The 20,917-nt window shown below is 67.3% G+C and carries 20 protein-coding genes; 14 read left to right on the forward strand and 6 right to left on the reverse strand.

Annotated features, from left to right (window positions below):
• Window positions 1–36: 36 nt before the first annotated feature.
• Window positions 37–474 carry a ProQ/FINO family protein gene (locus E5K04_RS05130; RefSeq protein WP_136551814.1) on the reverse strand — a complete coding sequence of 146 codons (438 nt, stop codon included), beginning with the start codon at window positions 472–474 and terminating at the stop codon, window positions 37–39.
• 549 nt (window positions 475–1,023) lie between these two features.
• Between E5K04_RS05130 and E5K04_RS05135 the strand changes: the two genes are divergently transcribed.
• Window positions 1,024–1,512 (forward strand): glutathione peroxidase, encoded by a 489-nt coding sequence (locus E5K04_RS05135; RefSeq protein WP_136551815.1) that lies wholly within the window; start codon window positions 1,024–1,026, stop codon window positions 1,510–1,512.
• Window positions 1,513–1,568: 56 nt separating this feature from the next.
• On the opposite strand, the gene E5K04_RS05140 is transcribed toward E5K04_RS05135, so the two are convergent.
• The 3 genes from E5K04_RS05140 to E5K04_RS05150 form a co-directional block, all read right to left on the reverse strand.
• On the reverse strand, window positions 1,569–1,820 hold the full coding sequence (locus E5K04_RS05140) for a hypothetical protein (RefSeq protein WP_205700300.1): 252 nt from the start codon (window positions 1,818–1,820) through the stop codon (window positions 1,569–1,571).
• A 107-nt stretch (window positions 1,821–1,927) separates the two neighbouring features.
• Window positions 1,928–2,956 (reverse strand): histone deacetylase family protein, encoded by a 1,029-nt coding sequence (locus tag E5K04_RS05145; RefSeq protein ID WP_136551817.1) that lies wholly within the window; start codon window positions 2,954–2,956, stop codon window positions 1,928–1,930.
• Between the two features lie 98 nt (window positions 2,957–3,054).
• The gene (locus E5K04_RS05150; RefSeq protein ID WP_136551818.1) at window positions 3,055–4,581 is read right to left on the reverse strand and encodes a methyl-accepting chemotaxis protein; all 1,527 of its coding nucleotides are present in this window, start codon (window positions 4,579–4,581) and stop codon (window positions 3,055–3,057) included.
• 203 nt (window positions 4,582–4,784) lie between these two features.
• On the opposite strand from E5K04_RS05150, the gene E5K04_RS05155 reads away from it, so the two are divergent.
• From E5K04_RS05155 to E5K04_RS05190, 8 genes are all read left to right on the forward strand, one after another.
• The gene (locus E5K04_RS05155; protein WP_136551819.1) at window positions 4,785–5,315 is read left to right on the forward strand and encodes a hypothetical protein; all 531 of its coding nucleotides are present in this window, start codon (window positions 4,785–4,787) and stop codon (window positions 5,313–5,315) included.
• Window positions 5,312–6,199 carry a DMT family transporter gene (locus E5K04_RS05160; protein ID WP_235844272.1) on the forward strand — a complete coding sequence of 296 codons (888 nt, stop codon included), beginning with the start codon at window positions 5,312–5,314 and terminating at the stop codon, window positions 6,197–6,199. Before E5K04_RS05155 ends, E5K04_RS05160 begins: the two co-directional genes overlap by 4 nt.
• A 10-nt stretch (window positions 6,200–6,209) precedes the next feature.
• A complete protein-coding gene (locus tag E5K04_RS05165) occupies window positions 6,210–7,073 on the forward strand; it encodes a DMT family transporter (RefSeq protein WP_235844274.1) in 864 nt (287 codons plus the stop codon).
• Window positions 7,074–7,110: 37 nt separating this feature from the next.
• Window positions 7,111–7,461 (forward strand): SpoIIAA family protein, encoded by a 351-nt coding sequence (locus E5K04_RS05170; RefSeq protein ID WP_136551820.1) that lies wholly within the window; start codon window positions 7,111–7,113, stop codon window positions 7,459–7,461.
• Between the two features lie 63 nt (window positions 7,462–7,524).
• A complete protein-coding gene (locus E5K04_RS05175; RefSeq protein WP_136551821.1) occupies window positions 7,525–9,840 on the forward strand; it encodes a Tex family protein in 2,316 nt (771 codons plus the stop codon).
• Between the two features lie 75 nt (window positions 9,841–9,915).
• Complete coding sequence (locus tag E5K04_RS05180; protein WP_168929163.1) at window positions 9,916–10,719, forward strand: penicillin-binding transpeptidase domain-containing protein; 804 nt, start codon at window positions 9,916–9,918, stop codon at window positions 10,717–10,719.
• A gap of 79 nt (window positions 10,720–10,798) precedes the next feature.
• Window positions 10,799–11,770, forward strand: a complete 972-nt coding sequence (locus tag E5K04_RS05185; RefSeq protein ID WP_136551823.1) for a M14 family metallopeptidase — start codon at window positions 10,799–10,801, stop codon at window positions 11,768–11,770.
• A gap of 137 nt (window positions 11,771–11,907) precedes the next feature.
• Window positions 11,908–13,884 carry a methyl-accepting chemotaxis protein gene (locus E5K04_RS05190; RefSeq protein WP_136551824.1) on the forward strand — a complete coding sequence of 659 codons (1,977 nt, stop codon included), beginning with the start codon at window positions 11,908–11,910 and terminating at the stop codon, window positions 13,882–13,884.
• A gap of 13 nt (window positions 13,885–13,897) precedes the next feature.
• On the opposite strand, the gene E5K04_RS05195 is transcribed toward E5K04_RS05190, so the two are convergent.
• Complete coding sequence (locus E5K04_RS05195; RefSeq protein WP_136551825.1) at window positions 13,898–14,548, reverse strand: GntR family transcriptional regulator; 651 nt, start codon at window positions 14,546–14,548, stop codon at window positions 13,898–13,900.
• 164 nt (window positions 14,549–14,712) lie between these two features.
• Here E5K04_RS05195 and E5K04_RS05200 point away from each other — a divergent pair, with 164 nt between their 5' ends.
• The 5 genes from E5K04_RS05200 to E5K04_RS05220 all read left to right on the forward strand — a co-directional run bounded on the left by E5K04_RS05200 (window position 14,713) and on the right by E5K04_RS05220 (window position 20,557).
• A complete protein-coding gene (locus E5K04_RS05200) occupies window positions 14,713–16,050 on the forward strand; it encodes a glutamine synthetase family protein (RefSeq protein ID WP_136551826.1) in 1,338 nt (445 codons plus the stop codon).
• 11 nt (window positions 16,051–16,061) lie between these two features.
• Window positions 16,062–17,438: an aspartate aminotransferase family protein gene (locus E5K04_RS05205; RefSeq protein WP_136551827.1), complete on the forward strand. Its 1,377-nt coding sequence runs from the start codon at window positions 16,062–16,064 to the stop codon at window positions 17,436–17,438.
• A gap of 1 nt (window position 17,439) precedes the next feature.
• Entirely contained in the window at window positions 17,440–18,210 is a 771-nt protein-coding gene (locus E5K04_RS05210) for an SDR family NAD(P)-dependent oxidoreductase (protein WP_136551828.1), read from the forward strand.
• Window positions 18,207–18,998 (forward strand): SDR family NAD(P)-dependent oxidoreductase, encoded by a 792-nt coding sequence (locus E5K04_RS05215; RefSeq protein WP_136551829.1) that lies wholly within the window; start codon window positions 18,207–18,209, stop codon window positions 18,996–18,998. Before E5K04_RS05210 ends, E5K04_RS05215 begins: the two co-directional genes overlap by 4 nt.
• A gap of 440 nt (window positions 18,999–19,438) precedes the next feature.
• Window positions 19,439–20,557 carry a hypothetical protein gene (locus E5K04_RS05220; protein ID WP_205700301.1) on the forward strand — a complete coding sequence of 373 codons (1,119 nt, stop codon included), beginning with the start codon at window positions 19,439–19,441 and terminating at the stop codon, window positions 20,555–20,557.
• Window positions 20,558–20,655: 98 nt separating this feature from the next.
• Here E5K04_RS05220 and E5K04_RS05225 read toward each other — a convergent pair.
• Window positions 20,656–20,917, reverse strand: a 262-nt coding sequence (locus tag E5K04_RS05225; protein ID WP_136551830.1) for a helix-turn-helix transcriptional regulator, incomplete at its 5' end; no start/stop codon positions are given.

Here is a 20,917-nt window from a genome sequence, read left to right on the forward strand (position 1 = left end):
ATGGCCGGGCGGGCGTTGCAATGAAGCGGGAAGCGCTCAGGACTGGTCGGCTTCCGGCGCTGCAGCAGGTGCCGCCGGTGCGGCAGCCTGCGGCTTGGCGGTCTGCTCGGCCAGGCGCGCACGTTCCTCGAGCTGTTCGCACTGGCGCTGGGCGGCCGCCTGTTCTTCCTCGGTCACCGCACCCACCGGCTTGCCGTCGAGCGCGAAGCGCTTGCCGCCGCGGGCGACCGACTTGAGGTAACGCGGCTTGCGGCAGTGGTTGGAGAGCACGCGGCCGATCAGCTGGGTGTCGTACTGCGGCAAGGCGGCTCCCAGCGCTTCGTGGATGCCGATTGCCAGCGGCTTGAACTGCTTGAAAACCGGGTAACTGGAGTAAAGGTTGCCGGCAATCATCTCGGTCTGCTTCTTCTTGCTCATCGATTGCACGGCTGCCTTGAGGGCTTCACTCAGTGCGGTTTCTTTGTTTTGGGCCATGGTAATGCGTGGTGCCTTATACGGTAGAGTGCACGGATCCGCGGCGCGAGCGGCGGATGGGTCAAGCGGGGATTCTACACGCTCAGCGGGCGCTGTCGTAGCCTGTGCGGCCGATTTTCGGTGCTGTCCACCCGCTGGTTTACAAAAATGCGACTCCTAATTCAGGTATACGGTTTGGGTGCTTGATTACAATATCGCGAATTGCTAATATCCGTATCGCTTCATATGGTTTCTCCTTTGTTGTTTGCATTGGCCCCGGACTCCTCGTCCGGGGTATTTTTTTGCCTGCAGCCAGCAGGCCTTCGCCCAGCGCGGCGAAGCAGCTCTGCCGCAGACCCTTCGCAAGAATTGCGTCTCGCAATTTCATAATCTTGCTCTAACCTGAATTTGGGATCCGGGCTTTAGCTTTGGCGCAAGCCGGGTTCCCGCACAGCAAGCTGTTTCTTCCTCGGGGCGTAGCGGTTCCCCCTTGCCGCCACGCCTCTCTTTTTGCCCATCGGGCATGCAGCCGTGCTAGCCTGACCAGCCTGACCTGCGCGAAAGCCCGCGATGCCCGACACCGCTTCCCTGTACGACTTCACGCCGCTGGCGCTTGACGGCAGCCCCTATCCCTTGTCGCGCCACCGCGGCGAAGTGCTGCTGATCGTGAACACCGCGAGCCGGTGTGGCTTTACGCCGCAGTACGCGGAGCTTGAGGCGCTGTTTGAACGCTACCGTGCACAAGGCTTTTGCGTGCTCGCTTTTCCGTGCAACCAGTTTGGCAAGCAGGAACCGGGGGACAGTGCCGAAATCGGCGCATTCTGCCAGCGCAACTACGGCGTCAGCTTCCCGGTGATGGCCAAGGTCGACGTCAACGGTGCCGAGGCCGACCCCGTGTGGCGCTACCTGACGCAGGAAAAACCGGGCTTGCTGGGCCTGCCTGCGATCAAGTGGAACTTCACCAAGTTCCTGGTCGGCCGCGACGGCCATGTCGTCGAACGCTACGCGCCGCAGACGCGGCCGGCCAAGCTGGCAGCCGATATCGAGCGCCTGCTCTGAACGAGACAAGAGCCGCGCAAGGCGGCTCTTGGGGAGGCCTGCTGCCTGATTTGGGTTCAGGCTTTAGGCACCATTTCGTCGAGCTGAGCGTTCAACTCGGTTTCAAGATCGCGGATCGCGGCGGCGAGCAGGTCGCCCGCCAAGCACTGGATGTCGCGTTCGAACAGTGCCGACATCGCCATCAGTTCCGCGTACAGCTCGTGGCTGACGGCCGCCTTCAGCGGCGGACCACCACTCGGGCAGTACAGATCCTTGGTCTCTTTGTTGGCTTCCAGCGTGGCCAGCAGCGTCTTGATCGCTTGTCCCATGATGTCCTCCCTTGCTTGTGCAGCCATCGGGCTGTGTCCTGATTTCAGCCTAGGCGGCGCAACAGCGGCAGGGTAGTGACAAGCGAAAGCCATCTGATCTAGATCAATTACCCTAATTCGAAGCCCTGCAGCACGTTGACCGCGTTGACGCCGATCGGCTCCACCGCGTAGCCACCCTCGAAACAGAACTGAGTCGGCAGGCCCAGCCGGGCGAGGCGCTGGCCGATGCGCAGGAAGTCGTCGTGCGCGAGCGAGAAGCGCGAGATCGGGTCGCCCTCGTAGGTGTCGACGCCGAGCGAGATCACCAGCGCGTCCGCGCCATACGCCTCGATGCGCTTGCATGCGGCGTCCAGCGCGGCAAACCAGGCGTCCACGCTGCTGCCCGCCGCCAGCGGGAAGTTCGCGTTGTAGCCCAGGCCCGCGCCTTCGCCGGTCTCGTCGGCGTGGCCGAGGAAGAACGGGTACTCGGTGCGCGGGTCGCCGTGGATGGACAAAAACAGCACGTCGTCGCGCTGGTAGAAGATATCCTGCGTGCCGTTGCCGTGGTGGTAGTCGACGTCGAGCAGCGCGACGCGGTGCGCGCCGCCCGCGCGCAGCCGCTCGGCTGCGATGGCCGCGTTGTTGAAGTAGCAGTAGCCGCCGCAGTAGTCGCGCGCGGCGTGGTGGCCGGGCGGGCGGGTCAGTGCGAACGCGCTCTTCGCGCCGCTCAGGAGGTGGTCGGCGGCGGTGACCGCGACGTTGGCGGCGCCGGTGATCGCCTGCCAGGTGCCGGCGGTCAGCGGGGTGCCGGCGTCCATCGAGTAGTAGCAGAGCTGCCCTTCGACATGGTCGGGGATGGTCGCGCGCAGCCGGCGGACTTGCCACATCTTGGGCAGGGCGTCCCAGTCCCGGCCGCCCTCGCTCCAGCGCTGCCATGCCGTCTCCCAGAAACGCACATAGCCTTCATCGTGCACGGCGAGCACCGGCGCGAGGCCGTGATCCTTAGGGGCGCGCACTTCGCCCAGGGCGCTGTCGCGCACGCGCGCGAGCACCATGTCTGCGCGTTCGGGTTTTTCGAAGCACGGCGTGATCGTGCCGTTATAGAGTTCGGCGCGCCCCGCGTGCAGGCGGTGGGCGTCGGTGTAGACGGTCAGCATCTTGGGTGGCCCGGGTCGGTAAAAATGCGATGCTGCGCCGCGCGGGCGGACGGGTCAAACGGCGGGCCGCCAAAACTTGACCCGCCGCAAAGGTGGCCTTAAGCGTAAGCCGGCCGGTGGGCGGCCTCGGTGAAGCTGGCCGTGCCGTGCGCCGGTGCATGGTCCAGGCGGCGCACCGTGCCGGCGAGCTCGGCGAGCAGGGTGTCGAGGCGGCGGGTCGCCTGCGCGATGTGCTCGGTCTCGCTGAAGAGCTGGCCGCTGGCCTCGCCGACGGCGTGGATGTCCTGGCTGAAGTGGCCGAACACCGCGTTCTGCCGGTTTTGCGAGGCGCTGACGGTGTCGAGCAGGGAGGCGAGTTCGTGCGTGCTCCTGATGATGCCGGAGAGCTTTTCCTGAGCCAGCTGCGCGTGCTCGCCGCCGGTCTTCATCTGCGCGTTGCCATCGCGCATGGCGACGATGGACGCTTGGGTGCCCTCGAGGATCAGCCGGATCTTGTCGCCGATGTCGAGCGTCGCCTTCTGCGTGCGCTCGGCCAGTTTCCTGACTTCGTCGGCGACCACCGCGAAGCCGCGGCCGGATTCGCCGGCGCGCGCCGCTTCGATCGCCGCGTTGAGCGCCAGGAGGTTGGTCTGGTCGGCGATCTCGCGGATCATCTGCACGATGTTGTCGACTTCGGCGCTGCGCTCGCCCAGTTCCTCCAGCTTCTGCGCTGCCTGGCGGATCACCGCGCGCGCGTCGGAGAGCTGGCGCACGGCAAGGTCCATCGCCTCGCCGCCGCCGCTGGCCGCCGAGCCGGCCTCGCCCGCGGTGCGGTTGGCGCGTTCGGCGCCTTCGGCGTTTTGCGCGTTGAGCGCGGTCATCTGGCTGACTTCGACGACCATCGAATCCGAGCGCTGCTTCTGTTCGCCCATGGTGCGCGCCATCGACGCGGAGCTGGCGGCGATGTCGCGGCTCTCGGCGCCGGCCGCGTCGATCGAGCGGGTGACCTGCTCCATCATCTCGCGCAGCGCCTGCGACGCGCGCTCGCTGTCGCGGCGTGCGGCTTCCAGCCGCTCGAAGCCGCGGCTCTTGGCCTTCTCGAAGGACAGCGACAGGATGAACACGGTCAGCGCGAGCCCGACCAGCGACTTGGCCTGCAACACCGGAAATTCTTCGTGCGGGATCGGGGTCGGCGGCAACAGGCCGGCCTGCGACGCGAGCAGCACGCCGATGATGGCAAGCAGGGTCAGCACCGCCCACACCATGCCGCTGACGCGGCCGCCGACGAACACCGCGGCGACCGGGACGGCGGCGAACCAGACTGCGCTGGTCGACAGGATGCCGCCGTTGACGATCACCATCCAGTTGACGAGGCCGAACAGGCAGCACACCACATACTCGGCGGTCAGTTTCACCCAGCCGGTCGCCTTGAGCACGAACACCCCCACCAGCAGCGCGACGCAGCCGGCGAGGATGCCTTCGCCCATCAGCGCGTGGCCGAGCTTGAAGTAGGAGAGCGCGAACAAGGGCGCGAGCAGGCCGGCGGTCAGCGCGGCGCTGACCAGGGTGCGGGCGCGGATCAGCAGCTCGGGCTGGGTGCGTACCTCGGGCGGGATGAACCACTCAAGCAATGACTGGACGTTCATGGCAAGTCTCCTCGTGTTGTATGCCGTGAGGCCGGTCGACGCGCCGGCATGGCTTATGACGCGTGACTCTAAAACAACCGTTTGAAAACGGCAACTTACGTTTCACGCAATCAGGGTTTCCGGCAGGGGGTGGTTGATGCAGTATGAGTTGGGGCACAATAGGAGGCTCGCCCGCCAACGGGCGAGTCCCCCCGGAAACGCCGATGAAACGCCTGTTGCTGTCCCTGTTCTGCCTGATGCTGATCCCTTGCGCGAGCCACGCGGCGGCGTACCGCGACCGCGCGTGGCCGCTGACGCTCGACGTGCCCGAGCGCTGGCGGGTGAGCGCGGTCGGCGACGGCAACAAGCGCGAACTGGCCGCCCACCCCAAAAGCATGGAAGACCGCGAGCGCGGCGACGCGCGTGCGAGCATCACCTGGCGCAAGGCGGGCAAGGGCGACGTGCTCGGCCGGCTCGAGCGGCGCTACCGCAAGGCGTCTGGCGGCCGCGAGGCGGCCGACGCGGTGCGGCTGGACCGCAAGCAAGGCCGGCTCGAGGTCGATTACCGGCAAAGCGAGAACGTCGCTAACGGCCTGTGGATCGTGCGCCGCCACCTGCGGGTCATGCAGCTTGGCGCCGACGGCCGCCAGTTGCTGGACGCCGACTGCAGCGCCAACGCGTCCGAATTCCACCGCTACCGGCAGGACTTCGCGCGGCTGTGCCGCGGCCTGCGCGTGGGCGGGGGTAAACGATGACGGCGCAGGTCTCCCGTCTGCCCTGGGCGGGCGTACGCACGCGCGGCCTTGGCGCGTGGTGGATGGTGCTCGCCGCCGCCGCCTTCGCGCTGATGGGCGTGTGCGTGAAGCTGGGCGCTGCCCGGCACGGCCCGTTCGAGATCCTGTTCTGGCGCACGCTCTTGGGTGCGCTGGTGCTCTCCTGCTTGATGGCGCTGCGCGGCCAGTCGCCGCGCACGCCGCATCTGGGCGCGCACGCCAAGCGCGCGCTGATCGGCTACGCGTCGATGGGGATGCTGTTCTACGCGCTCGCCAACTTGCCGTTGTCGACCGCGGTCACCCTCAACTACACGTCTTCGCTGTTTTTCGTGCTGCTGTGCGTGGCGAAGCTGGGTGACCGGCCATCGGCCGCGCTGTTGGGGACGCTCGCGCTGGGCTTTTCCGGCGTGATCGTGCTGTTGCAGCCGAGTTTCTCCTCCGGCCTGTGGTGGCCGACGCTGATCGGGCTGGGTTCGGGCGTCAGCGCGGGCTTCGCGGTGTTCCAGGTGCGCGAGCTTGGCCAGCTGGGCGAGCCTGCCTGGCGGACGGTGTTCTGGTTCTTCTGGATCGCCAGCGGCGTCGGCGCGCTGCTGCTCGCGCTGGGGCCGGGCTTCTCGGCGCCGGACGCGGCGAGCCTGCCTGCGCTCGCCGGGGTCGCGGTGTCCGGCCTTGCCGGCCAGCTTTGCATGACCCGTGCCTACCGCGAAGGGCGGCGCTTCGCGGTGGCGAGCCTTGCCTACCTGACCGTGGTGTTCTCGGCCTTGCTGGGCTTTGCGCTGTGGGGAGAGCCCCTGGGCGCTGCCAGCGTCGCCGCGATGGCCATGGTGATTGCCTCGGGCGTGCTCGCCGCGCGCCTGTCACGCTAGAAACCGACTGATGAAGAAATTAATTGCGACCGCCGGCGTGCGGCTGGGTGCCGGCTGGATGGTGGTCGCCGCGCTTTTGTTTGCCCAGATGGGCGTGTTCGTCAAGCTCGGCTCGGCGACGCTCTCGTCGGTCGAGCTGGTGTTCTGGCGCTCGCTGTTCGGCGTGGTGCTGATCGGCGTGCCGGCGCTCGCGCGCCGCCAGCGCTTCGCGACGCCCAACTGGCCGGTGCACCTGCGCCGCGGCGTGGTCGCGTACTGCGCGCTGCTGGGCTACTTCTATGCGATCGTGCACCTGCCGCTGTCGACCGCGGTCACCCTCAACTACACCTCGCCGATGTTCCTCGCGCTGCTCTCGGTGTTGCTGCTGCGAGAGCGGCTGCGCGCAGGGGCGCTTGTCGCGCTGGCCGCGGGCTTTGCCGGCGTGGTGCTGCTGCTCAGGCCGACGCTCGCCGCCGACGCGTGGCTGGCCGGCGTGCTCGGGCTCTCGTCGGGCTTGCTCGCCGGCTGGTCCTACCTGCAGGTACGCGAACTCGGGCGGCGCGGCGAGCCCGAGTGGCGGGTGGTGTTCTTCTTTGCGCTGGTGTCGACGATCGGCGGCGCGCTGATGATCTCGCTTACCGGCGACTGGCAGATGCCGGACCGGGACGCATGGCTGGCGATCGCCGGCGTCGGGCTGACCGCGACGCTCGCGCAACTGGCGATGACCCGCGCGTACAAGGTCGGCAGCAAGCTGTTCGCGGCCAACCTCTCCTACCTGACCGTGGTGTTTTCGACGCTGCTGGGGGTGGGCTTGTGGGGCGAGCCGCTGCCCGTGTCGTCGATCGCTGCCATAGTATTGATTGTCGTCAGTGGCATCGTCGCCGGACGGCGGTAGAATGAGCACAGCATAACCACTGCAGGAAAGGCATACCATGATCTCGATCCGCGAACAGGACTACGGCCTCGACGTCGCGCTCTTCAACGAGTTTACCCTTGCCGACTTCAAGCTGTTCGAGGAGGCGCTGATGAAGCGGCTGGCCGAGCACGGCAAGCCGGACGTGCTGCTCGACCTCTCCGAGATGCGTGACTTCACCATCGACATGGCGATCGAGGAAGTGAAGTTCGTGCGCGCGCACGAAGAGGACTTCGGCCGCATCGCCATCGTCGTCGACGACGTGTGGATCAAGCTCGCCGCGCACCTGGCCGGCATGCTGTCCGACGCCAAGGCACAGTACTTCGAGACCGTCGAAGAGGCGCAGGTCTGGCTCGCCCGCGCCGGCTGACGCTTGCAATCGCCGCAACCGGCGGTAGAGTAGCGGCTTTTCCCGGTTGATACGGAAAGCCGCATGATCCCATCCATCGAGCGCCGCCTCGCCGCCGAACTCTCGGTGCGCGAATCGCAGGTTGCAGCGACCGTCGCGCTGATCGACGAGGGCGCGACCGTCCCCTTTATCGCCCGCTACCGCAAGGAAGTCACCGGTGGGCTCGACGACACCCAGTTGCGCACGCTTGCCGAGCGGCTGACTTACCTGCGCGAACTGGACGCACGCCGGCAGGTGGTCCTCGCCAGCATCGCCGAGCAGGGCAAGCTTGATGCGCCCTTGCAGGCCGCGATCGAGGCGGCCGACAACAAGACCACGCTCGAAGACCTGTATCTCCCCTACAAGCCCAAGCGGCGCACCCGCGCGCAGATCGCGCGCGAGGCCGGGCTCGAGCCTTTGGCGCTGGCGCTGCTGGAAAACCCGGCACTCACGCCCGAAGACGCCGCACTCGCGTATGTGGACGCCGACAAGGGCGTGGCGGACGCCAAGGCCGCGCTCGACGGCGCACGCGCGATCCTGATCGAACGCTTCGCCGAGGACGCCGAGCTGATCGGCCGTCTGCGCGAGCGGCTGTGGGCCGAGGGCGAACTCGCCACCCGCGTGGTGGAAGGCAAGGAAGGCGAGGGCGCCAAGTTCTCCGACTACTTCGACCACCGCGAGCCGATCCGCTCGCTGCCCTCGCACCGCGCGCTGGCGATCCTGCGCGCGCGCGGCGAGGGGGTGCTCGCCGTCGCGCTCAAGTACCAGCCGGACGACACGCCGGTAGCCGAACGCTCGGTGTACGAGGGGCTGATCGCGGCGCGCTTCGGCGTGGCCGACCAGGGCCGGGCCGCCGACAAGTGGCTGCTCGACACCGTGCGCCTCGCCTGGCGCGCCAAGGTGTTCCTGTCGCTGGAGATCGAACTGGTTGGCCGCCTGAAGGACGCGGCCGACGGCGACGCGATCCGCGTGTTCGCCGCCAACCTGCACGACCTGCTGCTCGCCGCGCCGGCCGGCCGCCGCGCGACGATGGGCCTCGACCCGGGCTTGCGCACCGGCGTGAAGGTCGCGGTGGTCGACGACACCGGCAAGCTGGTCGACACCGCTGCCGTCTTCCCGCACGAGCCGCGCCGCGACTGGAACGGCGCGCTCGCGATCCTGGCGCGGCTGTGCGTGAAGCACAGGGTCGAGCTGATCGCGATCGGCAACGGCACCGCCAGCCGCGAGACCGACAAGCTCGCCGGCGAACTCGTGCGCGGCCTGCCCGAGCTTGCGATGCACAAGGTGGTGGTCTCTGAGGCCGGCGCTTCCGTGTACTCGGCGTCCGAGCTTGCCGCGCGCGAATTCCCCGACCTCGACGTCTCGATCCGCGGCGCGGTGTCGATCGCGCGCCGCCTGCAGGACCCGCTGGCCGAGTTGGTGAAGATCGAGCCCAAGAGCATCGGCGTCGGCCAGTACCAGCACGACGTCAACCAGAGCCAGCTCGCGAAGAGCCTGGACGCGGTGGTCGAGGACTGCGTGAACGCGGTCGGCGTCGACGTCAATATCGCGTCGGCGCCGCTCTTGGCGCGCATCTCCGGCCTCAACGCGACGCTGGCGGGCAATATCGTCGCCTACCGCGACGCACACGGCGCGTTCGCCGACCGCAAGGCGCTGATGAAGGTGCCGCGGCTGGGCGAGAAGACCTTCGAGCAGGCGGCGGGCTTCTTGCGGGTGATCGGCGGCGCCAACCCGCTGGACGCCTCCGCGGTCCACCCCGAGGCGTACCCGCTGGTCGAGAAGATCGTCAAGGCGAGTGGCCGCGCGGTGGCTGGCGTGATCGGCGACAGCGGCTACCTCAAGTCGCTCAACGCCGCCGACTACACCGACGAGCGCTTCGGCCTGCCGACGGTGGTCGACATCCTGAAGGAGCTGGACAAGCCCGGCCGCGACCCGCGCCCGGCGTTCAAGACCGCCACTTTCCAGGACGGCGTCGAGGACATCAAGGACCTGGTACCCGGCATGCTGCTGGAGGGCGTGGTCAGCAACGTCGCCGCCTTCGGCGCCTTCGTCGACATCGGCGTGCACCAGGACGGCCTCGTGCATATCTCGGCCTTGTCGAACAAGTTCGTCGACGACCCGCGCAAGGTGGTGAAGGCCGGCGACGTGGTGCGCGTGAAGGTGCTCGAGGTCGACGTGCCGCGCAAGCGCATCGCGCTGACCATGCGGCTGGACGACAAGGCACCGGCCGCCGGTGCCGCCGCCGAACGCCGCAGCGGCCCGCGCACGTCTCAGGGGGCCGGCCAGGGCAAGGGCCGCGCACCCGAGAAGGCACCGCAGAACAACGCGATGGCCGAGGCGTTTGCCCGCCTCAAGCGCTAGTGTAAAATGCGCGCGCTCTCCAACCCCGCCGCTTGGCGGGGTTTGTTTTTGAATGACTGAATGAGGTCCGGCTGGATGTTCAAGAAACTGTTTGCACTGGGCGCCGCCCTGTTGCTTTGCCTGCCGCTGGCCGCGCAGGCCGGGAGCCGCCAGCAGGCGCTGGACGCCGCACTCTCCCGCCACGGCGAGGCCGTCACCTTCGTGCTGGTCGACGCCGACAGCGGTGAGACGCTGGCGTACAACCGAAAGCGTGCGGCGACGCCCTATTTGCCGGCGTCGACCTTCAAGTTCGTCAACAGCCTGCTCGCGCTCGACTACGGCGTCGTGCCGTCGGCGGACGCGGTGTTCTGGCATTACGACGGCCGGCCGGTGTTCCTCGCTGCGTGGAAACAGGACATGAACCTTGGCCAGGCCTTCGCCGCGTCCAACGTGCCGGCCTTCCAGCAAATCGCGCGCGCGATCGGCCCCAAGCGCATGCAATCGGGTCTGGACAGGCTGGGTTACGGCAACCGCGACATCGGCCCGGCCGTCGACAACTTCTGGCTGGAAGGCGGCGCGCTCAGGATCAGCGCGAACGAACAGGCGGCCTTCCTCGCCAGGCTCGCGCGCGGCCGCCTGCCGCTGCCTGCCGCGGTGCAGGCATCGGTGCGCGGGATCGCGCTCAAGGAGAGCGGCGACGGGTGGCGGCTCTACGGCAAGACCGGCTGGAGCGGTCGTCAGCTGCCGTCGGTCGGCTGGTTCGCAGGCTGGGTCGAGCAGGGCGGCAAGGCGTACGCGTTCGCGCTGAACATGGAGGTCGCGGGCGGGCGCATGGACGAGCTGCCCAAGCGCGAGGCACTCGCGCGCGAGGCGCTGGCTGCGCTGGGGCTGGCCATCTGAAACGGGGGTGGGGTGCACCTCATTGGCATGAGGTGCGCTTAGGGTTTATCTTCTTGCGGTTAGCCGAACAGAGACCGTCATGACCCTTCCCCTGCAGTTTGCTGCCCATTCCTACGCGTCCCCGCAAGCGGGGACGCGCCTGATCGTCCTCGGCGCCGTCCACGGCAACGAGGTGTGCGGTACCGCGGCGATCCGCCGCATGGTCCGCGAGTTCGATACCGGCGAGCGCGCGCTCAAGGCCGGCGCCGTCACCTTCGTGCCGGTGACCAACCCGCTCGCCTACCAGAAGGGCGAGCGTTCGGGCGACCGCAACCTCAACCGCAACCTCGCGCCGACCGACACCCCGCGCGAGTTCGAGGACCATGTCGCCAACTGGCTGTGCCCGCTCCTGGCTCGCCACGACGTGCTGCTCGACCTGCATTCCTTCCAGTCGCGCGGCGAGGCCTTCGTGTTTCTCGGCCCGCGCGACAACGAGGCGGGGCTCGAACCCTTCGCGCACGCCGCCAAGGAAGAGGCGCTGGCGCGCCGTCTGGGCGTGGGCCGCGCGGTCGACGGCTGGCTGTCGACCTACGCGCTGGGGGTGAAGCGCCGCGTCGAGCGCTATGGCGAGGCGGCAACCCGCCAGGCCGAACTCAACAGCGACCCGCGCTACGGCATGGGCACCACCGAGTGGATGCGCCGCAGCGGCGGCTGGGCGCTGACGCTGGAGTGCGGCCGCCACGACGACCCGGCGGCGCCGGAAGTCGCCTACAACGCGATCGAGCGCACGCTCGCCCACCTGGGCCTGATTGACGCCGCCGAACCTGCGGTGGTGGCTGGCATCGAGTCGCTGTCGCTCTACGAGGTGGTCGACCGCCTGCACGCGGACGACGCGTTCGATCGCGAATGGACCAGCTTCGATGCGGTCACCAAGGGGCAGCGCATCGGCACCCGCGCCGACGGCACGCCGGTGCTGGCGGTGGACGACGGGCGCATCGTGTTCCCCAACACCAAGGCGCAGGCCGGGCAGGAGTGGTTCTACCTTGCCCGCGACAGCGGCCGGCTCGGCTAAACGCGTAGGGGCGGCCGCCTGGCGGTGGTGGCCGGGCACCGGTTCGGCCATGCGCGCTGGCGCGGAAGACAAATAAGGCTATTGTCATATATAGTGCAAGGTTATTCAGATCTTGCATATCGATATTGAGCCCGACCATGTTTTCCCTGCGCAAGTTGCTATTGCGGCAATCCCTTGTTTTTGCCCTGCTTCTGTCCATCGGCTGTTTTGCGCTCTGGCTGGAGGGGCGCGACTTGCTGGCGGCCAGCCAGTCGGCCCGGCAATCCGAGGCAGCCGTGCGCCAGTTCAAGGACCTGCGCTTTCATGTGGTGCAGGTGCAGCAGTTCCTGACCGACGCCTCGGCGGTCGGCGAGGCCGACTTTTCCGACGCCAGGCAGCACTACACGGCGGCACAGGCGCTGCTGGCCGACTTGCAGCGTCAGCAGCCAGGGCAGGCCGCCGCGCTGGACGCGGTGGCGGCCCGCCTGCCGTCCTACTACCAGACCGGTGAAAAGATGGCGCTCGCCTACATCCGCGAGGGGCGGGACGCCGGCAACGCGCTGATGAAGGGCGCCGGCGGCTTCGACCAGGAGGCGCTGGCCTTGACCTCGGCGCTGGACCAGTTGTCCGCGTCGCTCGAAGCCCGGGCGGCGCAGGCGGACGGCGAGCTGTCCGGCTCCCTGCATTCGATGGTCCATTTCGGGCTGGCCGTCGCCGTGGCCGCCTTGCTGCTGCTGGGCAGCAACCTGTTGCTGGGGCGGCGGCTATTCGCCCTGCTCGGCGGCGAGCCAACCCATGCCTTGCGCATGGCGAGCGAAGTGGCTGCCGGCAAGCTGCATGAACCCAAGGCCAGCTATCCACCAGACAGCCTGCTTGGCCAGCTTGAACGCATGGTCGTGCAGCTGGCCGACCATATGCGGCGCATCCATCAGGTCAGCCAGCAGATTTCGGTGTCGTCCTACCAGATTTCCGATATCAGCAACGATATCGTGACGGTCAACACCCAGCAGTCGACGCAGGCGGACGAGGTGAACCAGATCTCCGACGCGCTGCTCGGCACCGCCGACCAGGTCAAGCAGTTGTCCGACGAGACGCTTGAGCAGGTGCGCGACGCGCTCGAACGCGTCGAGAACGGCCGCGCGGCCGTGGCGCGCAGCCAGCAGGAGCTCGCCAATATCGCCGCGCAGGCGCGCGAGGCCGAGAACCGTTTCGGCGAGCTGAGCAAGGCCGGCGACAATATCGGCCTGATCGTCGACACCATCCGCCGCATCACCGAGCAGACCAACATCCTGTCGCTGAACGCTGCGATCGAGGCGGCCCGCGCCGGCGAGGCCGGGCGCGGCTTTGCCGTGGTGGCGGACGAGGTGCGCGGGCTCGCCCAGCGCACCTCGCTGGCCGCCAACGACATCATGCGCATCGTCGAGCATTTTGGTGGCTCGCTCTGCGCGTGCCGCGAGGCGATGGAAGCGATCGAGCACAGCCTCGCGGCTGGGCTTGAACAATCGAGGCAGAGCTCCCGTTGCATGGACGTGATCGCGGACAGTACTCAGGCCACCCGTGCGTGCGCCGAGGGCATCCACCGGGTGGTCGACGAGCAGAACCGCCATCTGGGCAGCCAGACCCGCCAGCTCTCCGGGCTGTATACGACGCTCGAACAGAGCACTTCGCGCATCAACATCACCGACGTGATCAGCCAGGACCTCTACCAGGTGGCCGGGCAGATGAGCGCCTTGCTCGCGGACTTCCAGTTCGACAAGAGCGGGGGGCAGGCGGGCGAGTCGGACGAGCAGCGCGCCGAGCCGCGCGCGGACAACAAGCTGGTCGTCGTGCTCGAGCAAGGTGGCGTGTGCGAGGAGGGCATTTCACAGAATCTGTCGCTCGGGGGTATGCTGGTCAGGCTGCCGCAGGCGCTGCCGGACGCCGCCGCGCCGGTGCAGCTCGAATTGCGTCCGCCGCAGGACTCGCTCGACGCGTATCGCAGCCAGCAGCCTATCCGTCTGTCCGGCCGCATCGTCCGCCAGACGGCCGAGGGTGCATTGACGGCGGTTGCCATCCAGTTCAGCGCCGATCCGGCCGCGCGCGAGCAACTGAGGGCCTGCCTGAACCAGCTTGGGCGGCCGGTCCACTACGCTTAGCTGCGCGCGTGGCCTACGCCGTGCACAGCGTGCGCAGGTAGGCGCCGGCGGTCTTGAGGTCGTCGGCGATCGCGCCAGCCACGCTGTTTGCGTCGTCGTTTTCCAGCGCCAGCAGTAGGGCGGTGTGCGCGTCGTTCATGCTCGCCCACACCGCCGGGTCCTGCTGCAGGTTGTTGGAGATCGGTCCGACGTACAGCCACACCGTCTCGATCAGCGTCATCAGCATCGGCGAGCCCGCCGCCCGATAGAGCGCGAGGTGGAACGCCTCGTTCGCATCCAGATACCCCTTCACGTCGCCCGCGGCGATCGCCGCGTCCATCTTCCCCACCAGCGCCTGCAGCGCGGCGCGCTCTGCACTATCCAGCCTCTGCGCGCCCAGCCGTGCCGCCTCGCCCTCGAGCAGGATGCGGGTGGCGAGGATGTCGTCGAAGGCGCCGACGTCCAGTTGCGGCACGGTCACCCCGCAGTTGGGGACGTTGATCAGCGCCTTCTCGGCGACCAGCCGCTGCAGCGCGGTGCGTACCGGCATGGTGCCGACGCCAAGTTCCGCGGCGAGCGGCTGGATCTTCAGCCGCTCGCCCGGCAGCCAGCGCCCGAGCATCAGCGCTTCGCGCAGCCGCTGGTAGGTCTGGTCCTGCAGGGTCGAGGCGTCGTCGGTCTTCATGGTGGATCGCAAGCGGATAAGGTCGGCCGAGCATAGCAGGGGTGCCTGCGGCTGCCAATATTTGATCAAATGTTGACATTAAGATTTGATCAAATCTATGCTGCGCTCACAACAGGGCAGCCGGCTCACGCATGCCGCCGCCCGCCACGGCAACGGAGAACCCCATGAACGAAGCGATGCAGGCCTTTATCCGCGAACACGCGATCCACGAGATCGAGTGCGTGATCCCCGACATGACGGGAATGGCGCGCGGCAAGATCGTCCCGAAAAACCTGTTCCTCGCCGAGGACAGCATGAAGATGTCGCGCGCGGTGCTGACCATCACCGTCAACGGCGAGTTCGCCGACTACGCGCGCTTCGCTGGCGCCCACGACCCGGACATGGTGTGCGTGCCCGACGCGTCGACCATCCGCCTGGTGCCGTGGGCGATGGAGCAGGTGGCGGTGGTGATCCACGACTGCGAAGACTTCGACGGCAAGCCGATCGCCATGTCGCCGCGCGCGGTGCTGCGCAAGGTGCTGGGGCTTTACGAGGCGCGCGGCTGGCGGCCGGTGGTGGCGCCGGAGATGGAGTTCTACCTGATCGCGCAGAACAACAACGCGCACGAGCCCTTGCGCCCGCCGACCGGGCGCGCCGGGCGCAGCGAGATCGGCCGTCAGAGCTTCTCGATCGACGCGGTCAACGACTTCGACCCCTTCTTTCAGGAACTCTCGACCTTCTGCAGCGCGGCCGAACTGAAGGTCGAAACGCTGATCCACGAGGTCGGCGCCTGCCAGATGGAGATCAACTTCAGCCACGGCGACGCGATGGCGCTGGCCGACCAGGTGTTCCTCTTCAAGCGCGCGGTGCGCGAGACCGCGTACCGCCACGGCATCTTCGCGACCTTCATGGCCAAGCCGATGGAGGGCGAGCCGGGCAGCGCCATGCATATCCACCAGAGCGTGGTCGATACCGCCAGCGGACGCAACGTGTTCAGCCGCGACGACGGCAGCGCAAGCGAGCTCTTCTTCCAACACATCGGTGGCATGCAACGCTACCTGCCGGCGGTGATGCCGATGCTCGCGCCCTACGTGAACTCCTACCGCCGACTGACCCGTCACGCCGCCGCGCCGATCAACGTGCGCTGGGGGTATGACAACCGTACCTGCGGCATCCGCGTGCCGCCGTCCGGCGCAGAGGGCCGCCGCGTGGAAAACCGCGTGCCGGGTGTCGACGTCAACCCCTACCTCGCGATGGCGGCGACGCTCGCCTGCGGCTACCTGGGTATGGTGCAGGGACTAGAGCCCTCAGCGCCGATGGAGGGCAGCGCGTACGACCTCGACTTCGAGCTGCCGCGCAGCCTGGAAGACGCGGTCGAGTTGATGCAGGCGTCCAGCGAACTCTCCGAGATCCTCGGCCGCGAATTTGTTGATGCCTTCTGCGCGGTCAAAGAGAAGGAATTCGAGACCTTCAACCGCGGCATCACCGCGTGGGAACGCGAACACCTGCAACTGCACGTCTAAGGGGAATCGACATGGAACAAAACACACAGACCCTGCGCCACGGCGTGAACTGGGACAAGGCGCTGCAACTGCGCGAGCGCGAGCGATCGGCCTTCGCCGCTGCGCGGCCACGTTCGCGCGCGCTGTCGGCCGACGCCGCCGAACACCTGATGTTCGGCGTGCCGCTGCACTGGATGGACGACTGGTCGACGCCGTTCACGCTGTACGTGGAGGCGGCGCAGGGCGCCAGCATCCGCGACGTCGACGGTTTTGCCTACACCGACTTCTGCCTGGGCGACACCGGCGCCATGTTCGGCCACGCGCCGGCGCCGGTGGCGCGCGCCATCGCCGCGCAGTGCCAGCGCGGCTTCACCACCATGCTGCCGTCGCCCGACGCGCCGTGGGTCGCAGCCGAGCTCTCCCGCCGCTTCGGCATGGACAAGTGGCAGTTCGCGCTGAGCGCGAGCGACGCCAACCGCTTCGCGATCCGCTGGGCGCGCGCGATCACCGGCCGCGACAAGATCCTGGTGTTCAACGGCTGCTACCACGGCACCGTCGACGACGTGTTCGTCGACCTGGAAGGCGGCCGCCCGGTGCAGCGCGCCAGCCTGCTGGGGCAGGTCTACAACCTGACATACCACACCCGCGTCGTCGAATTCAACGACCTTGCAGCGCTGAAGTCAGCGCTGGCCAAGGGCGACGTCGCCTGCGTGCTGGCTGAGCCTGCGATGACCAATATCGGCATGGTGCTGCCGGAAGACGGCTACTGGCCGGCGGCCGAGGCGCTGATCCGCGAAGCGGGTGCGCTGCTCTTGATCGACGAGACGCACACCATCAGTAGCGGCCCCGGCGGCTACGCCCGCGCGCACGGCATGGCACCCGACATCGTGGTGCTCGGCAAACCTGTGGCAGGCGGCGTGCCCTGCGCGGTGTACGGCTTTTCGGCCGACACCGCGCGCCGCGCCGAGGCGGCCAAGCGCGCAGCGCCGGCCGGCCACTCTGGCATCGGCACCACGCTGAGCGCCAACATGCTGGCAATGGCGGCGATGCGCGCCAACCTCGCCGAGGTGATGACCGACGAGGCCTACCGCACCATGTTCGGTCTGGCCGGGCAACTGGCGGCGGGTCTGCGCGAAACCATCGCGCGGCACGGCCTGCCGTGGTGCGTGACGCAGGTCGGCGCGCGTACCGAGTTCCAGTTCTGCCCGGTGCCGCCGAAGAACGGCAGCGAAGCGGACGCGATCCTCGACAGTGAGCTCGAGCAGATCGTGCACCTCTACCTGCTCAACCGCGGCCTGTTGATCACGCCCTTCCACAACATGATGCTGGTGTGCCCGGACACCCCGCCCGCCGACATCGCCCGCTTCATCGCAGTGTTCGACGCGCTGCTCCTTGAGCTGAAAGGCTGACATGCACCCGCTGTTTGCATTGCAGGGCAAGCGCGCGCTGGTAACCGGCGCCGGCAGCGCCGCCGGCATCGGCTTCGCGTCGGCGCGCCTGCTCGCCGAGCTGGGCGCCGAGGTGGTGCTGGTGTCGACCACCGCGCGCATCCACGCGCGCGCCGAAGAATTGCGCGCCGCCGGCCACGCGGCCGAGGGCCGGGTGTGCGACCTCTCCGGGCGCGAAGCGGTGCGTGCGCTCGCCGCGGCCATCGGCAAAGTCGACATCCTGGTCAACAACGCCGGGATGGCGCAGGTGGGCGTGCCCGAAGCGTTCGCGCCGTTTCACGAGGGCAGCGACGACGACTGGGACGCGGCGATCACCCGCAACCTGACCACCTGCTACAACGTCACCCGCGCCTTCCTGCCGGCGATGGTGGCGCAGGGCTGGGGGCGGGTGGTCAACGTGAGCAGCGTGACCGGCCCGCTGGTCAGCAACCCGGGCGAGGCGGCGTACAGCGCGGCCAAGGCGGCGATGGTGGGGATGAGCCGCAGCATCGCGCTCGACGTCGCCCGTTTCGGCGTCACCATCAACAACGTCGCGCCCGGCTGGGTGGCGACCGCGTCGCAGACCGACAGCGAAATCGTCGCGTCGCGCCACACGCCGTTTGAGCGTGCCGGCAGCCCCGAGGAAATGGCGGCGATGGTCGCCTTCCTGGCGAGCCCGGGCGCTAGCTACATCACCGGCCAGCTGATGGTGGTCGACGGCGGCAACTGCCTGCAGGAAAAGAAGGGCATATGAACATAGATACCAGAATCTTTGCGCCGGGCCTGTTCGCCGGCAAGGTGGTGCTGATCGTCGGCGCCGCCGGCGGCGTCGGCAGCGCCTGCGCCCGCCAGCTCTCGCAGCTGGGGGCATCGCTCGCGCTGGCCGACCACCCGCGCGCGCAACTCGCCGCGCTGGCGAGCGACTGCGGTGGTGTGGCGCTGAGCGCCGACATCACCCGCGTCGTCGACTGCGAACGTCTGGTCGCCGACGTGCTGGCGCACTACGGGCGGCTGGACGCGCTCATCAACTGCGCCGGGGTGTGGGTGGAGGGCGACAGCGCCGAGGCGAGCGAGGACGACTGGCTGCGCTGCATCGACGTCAACCTGAAGGGCGCGTTCTTCCTGTGCAGCCGGGCGATCCCGGCGCTGAAACAAAGCCGCGGGGCGATTGTCAACGTGAGCTCCGACGCGGGCGTGGTCGGCAACGCCGGCGCCGCCATCTACTGCGCGAGCAAGGGCGGGCTCACCGTGATGAGCAAGGCGCTCGCGCTGGAGCTCGCGCACTTCGGCGTGCGGGTCAACGCGCTGTGCCCGTCCGACATCATGAGCCCGATGCTGCAGTTCCAGGCCGACCGCTACGGCAACGGCAACCCGGCAGCCTACTTCGCCGGCCTGCTCGCACACTACCCGCAACGCGAGGCCGCGCGCTTCATCACACCGGACGAAGTCGCCGCCTACATCACCTTCCTGCTGTCTCCCGCCGCCGCGGCGGTCAGCGGCGCCAGCGCCGCGCTCGACTTCGGGTTGACTGCGGGGTATTGAACGCGCGGTCGTCTGTGGCCGCAGTCGTAAAGGGGGCGCTTGTTGCCGGCGAGTGAAAGCCACCGATCCCTTCGGCCTGGGGTGCTGCTTGCTGGTCAATGTGCCGCGTGGAAGGCGAAGCCGCGTTGCGAGAATCCTGCGCTGCCCACCTGTTGCCGTGGCGGGCACGATTCCCACTCGCTTTGCCGAGGTGGCCTGTATTTGCGGGCGGCGACAGACTGGGCCGTGCTGGCGCCAGACTGGCTTGCGCGCAGTGTGCGTGCGTTGAGGCACGCTACCAATCTCCGCATCTATGGCAAAAGGGTGTGTTGGCTGGCACAGTTCAGTGCGCTTCAAGTAAGCATTCTGTTGGCGTCGGGTGTATGGCAGCCGGCATCATTGGCATACGCAGGCTTGCATAGAGACGCTCCGTGTAGATGCACTTTGTTGGAGAAACCAACATGCCAACGCTTGAGGTCGTGAAGGGGGTGGGGGTAGCTGCCATGCGACTGTCGATTGCACTCGCCGTGATGTCGGCCCCGGGTTTCACCTTTGCGCACCCATTGGCCGTGCCGGCCCTGTCGACCCTCGCTGAAGCCGCGAGCGTAAAGCTTGGCGCCTCCGGCGTGTTGGGTTTTTACACGGCGCGCCTCCCCTCCGGAGAACTTCCGGATCGTCGTGAAGTGAAGTCAGCACTGGTCGTTGTTCACGGTTATCCCCGTGACGCCAATCGAACCCTGCTTGCCGCAGCGCGCGCTGCAAAACAGGCGGGGTGCGCTGCTGACACCGTGGTGGTCGCACCGCTGTTCCAGGTCGAAACTTCCGTCGCAAAAAGCTGTGATTTCCCCGGGGTGCCTGCCGCCAAAAAAAATGATGCCTTGTGGAGCTGTTCATCGTGGATCGACGGCGGCCAAGCAAAAGAAGGCGGCGTGACTTCTTTTCAGGCACTCGACGCACTTCAACAGCGTCTTGTTGAGCGGTGGCCGCGTCTGAAGTCGGTCACGGTCGCAGGTTTTTCCGCGGGCGGACAATTCGTGCAGCGCTACGTCGGTTTCGCACGACCGCCAAGCGGTGTGCGCGTACGTTACGTGGTCGCCGACCCGGGTTCGTGGCTGTATTTCGACGCCCAGCGGCCAACGCCGGTCGACAATGGCCAAGCGATCGCTTGGGCCCAATGCCAGGATCTGAACTGCGAATTTGATTGGGCGCCGCTAAGCGCGGCAGAACTGGCCGCTTGCCCGCAAGCAAACCGCTGGAAATACGGCACCGAGGGCCTTCCGGCGGCGCTGGGGTCGGACGCCCGCCAAGCGAGAGCGCGTTACGCCGAGGCGGAGGTGGCCTATCTGGAAGGCGCTCTGGACACCGGAGAGCATCACGGCGCTTTTTTCAAAATTCTGGATCGCTCGTGCGCGGCCAATCTTCAAGGGTCCTATCGCCTTCAGCGCGGGTTGGCCTATGCGGCCTACGATAAGCGTTTCCTTGCTTCCAGTCACTCGTTGGCCATCGTGCCAGGGTGTGCTCACGACGTAACCTGCGTTTTTGTTTCTGAGCCGGCGCGCCCAGTGTTGTTTCCGCAATGAGTCGGCATCGATACGATGGGATTTACTCCTTGTTAGTCTGGTTTTTTCTAATTAAGTGGAAGTCCCTACGAAGCCACAGTGCCATGAGACCAATAAATTCATTGTTTTATATAGGAATAAGAAATGTTGGCAGCCTCGCTGGGAGGGTGACCAAAGTACTCTTTAAATTCTCGGCTAAACTGCGAGGCGCTCTTATATCCAACTTGTTCCAGTACGACATTTATTGGCAAATGTTCGTGAACAAGCAGGCTCTTGGCCTTATTCAGCCTGATTTCTTTTATGTATCGCAAAGGGGAGGTGAATCGCCCCTCCTTTCCTAGACACCACGAGAGCCTCACACTAGGCGCCACAAGGAGGTGT

The organism is Crenobacter intestini, from assembly GCF_004919095.1.
Taxonomy (GTDB): domain Bacteria; phylum Pseudomonadota; class Gammaproteobacteria; order Burkholderiales; family Chromobacteriaceae; genus Craterilacuibacter; species Craterilacuibacter intestini.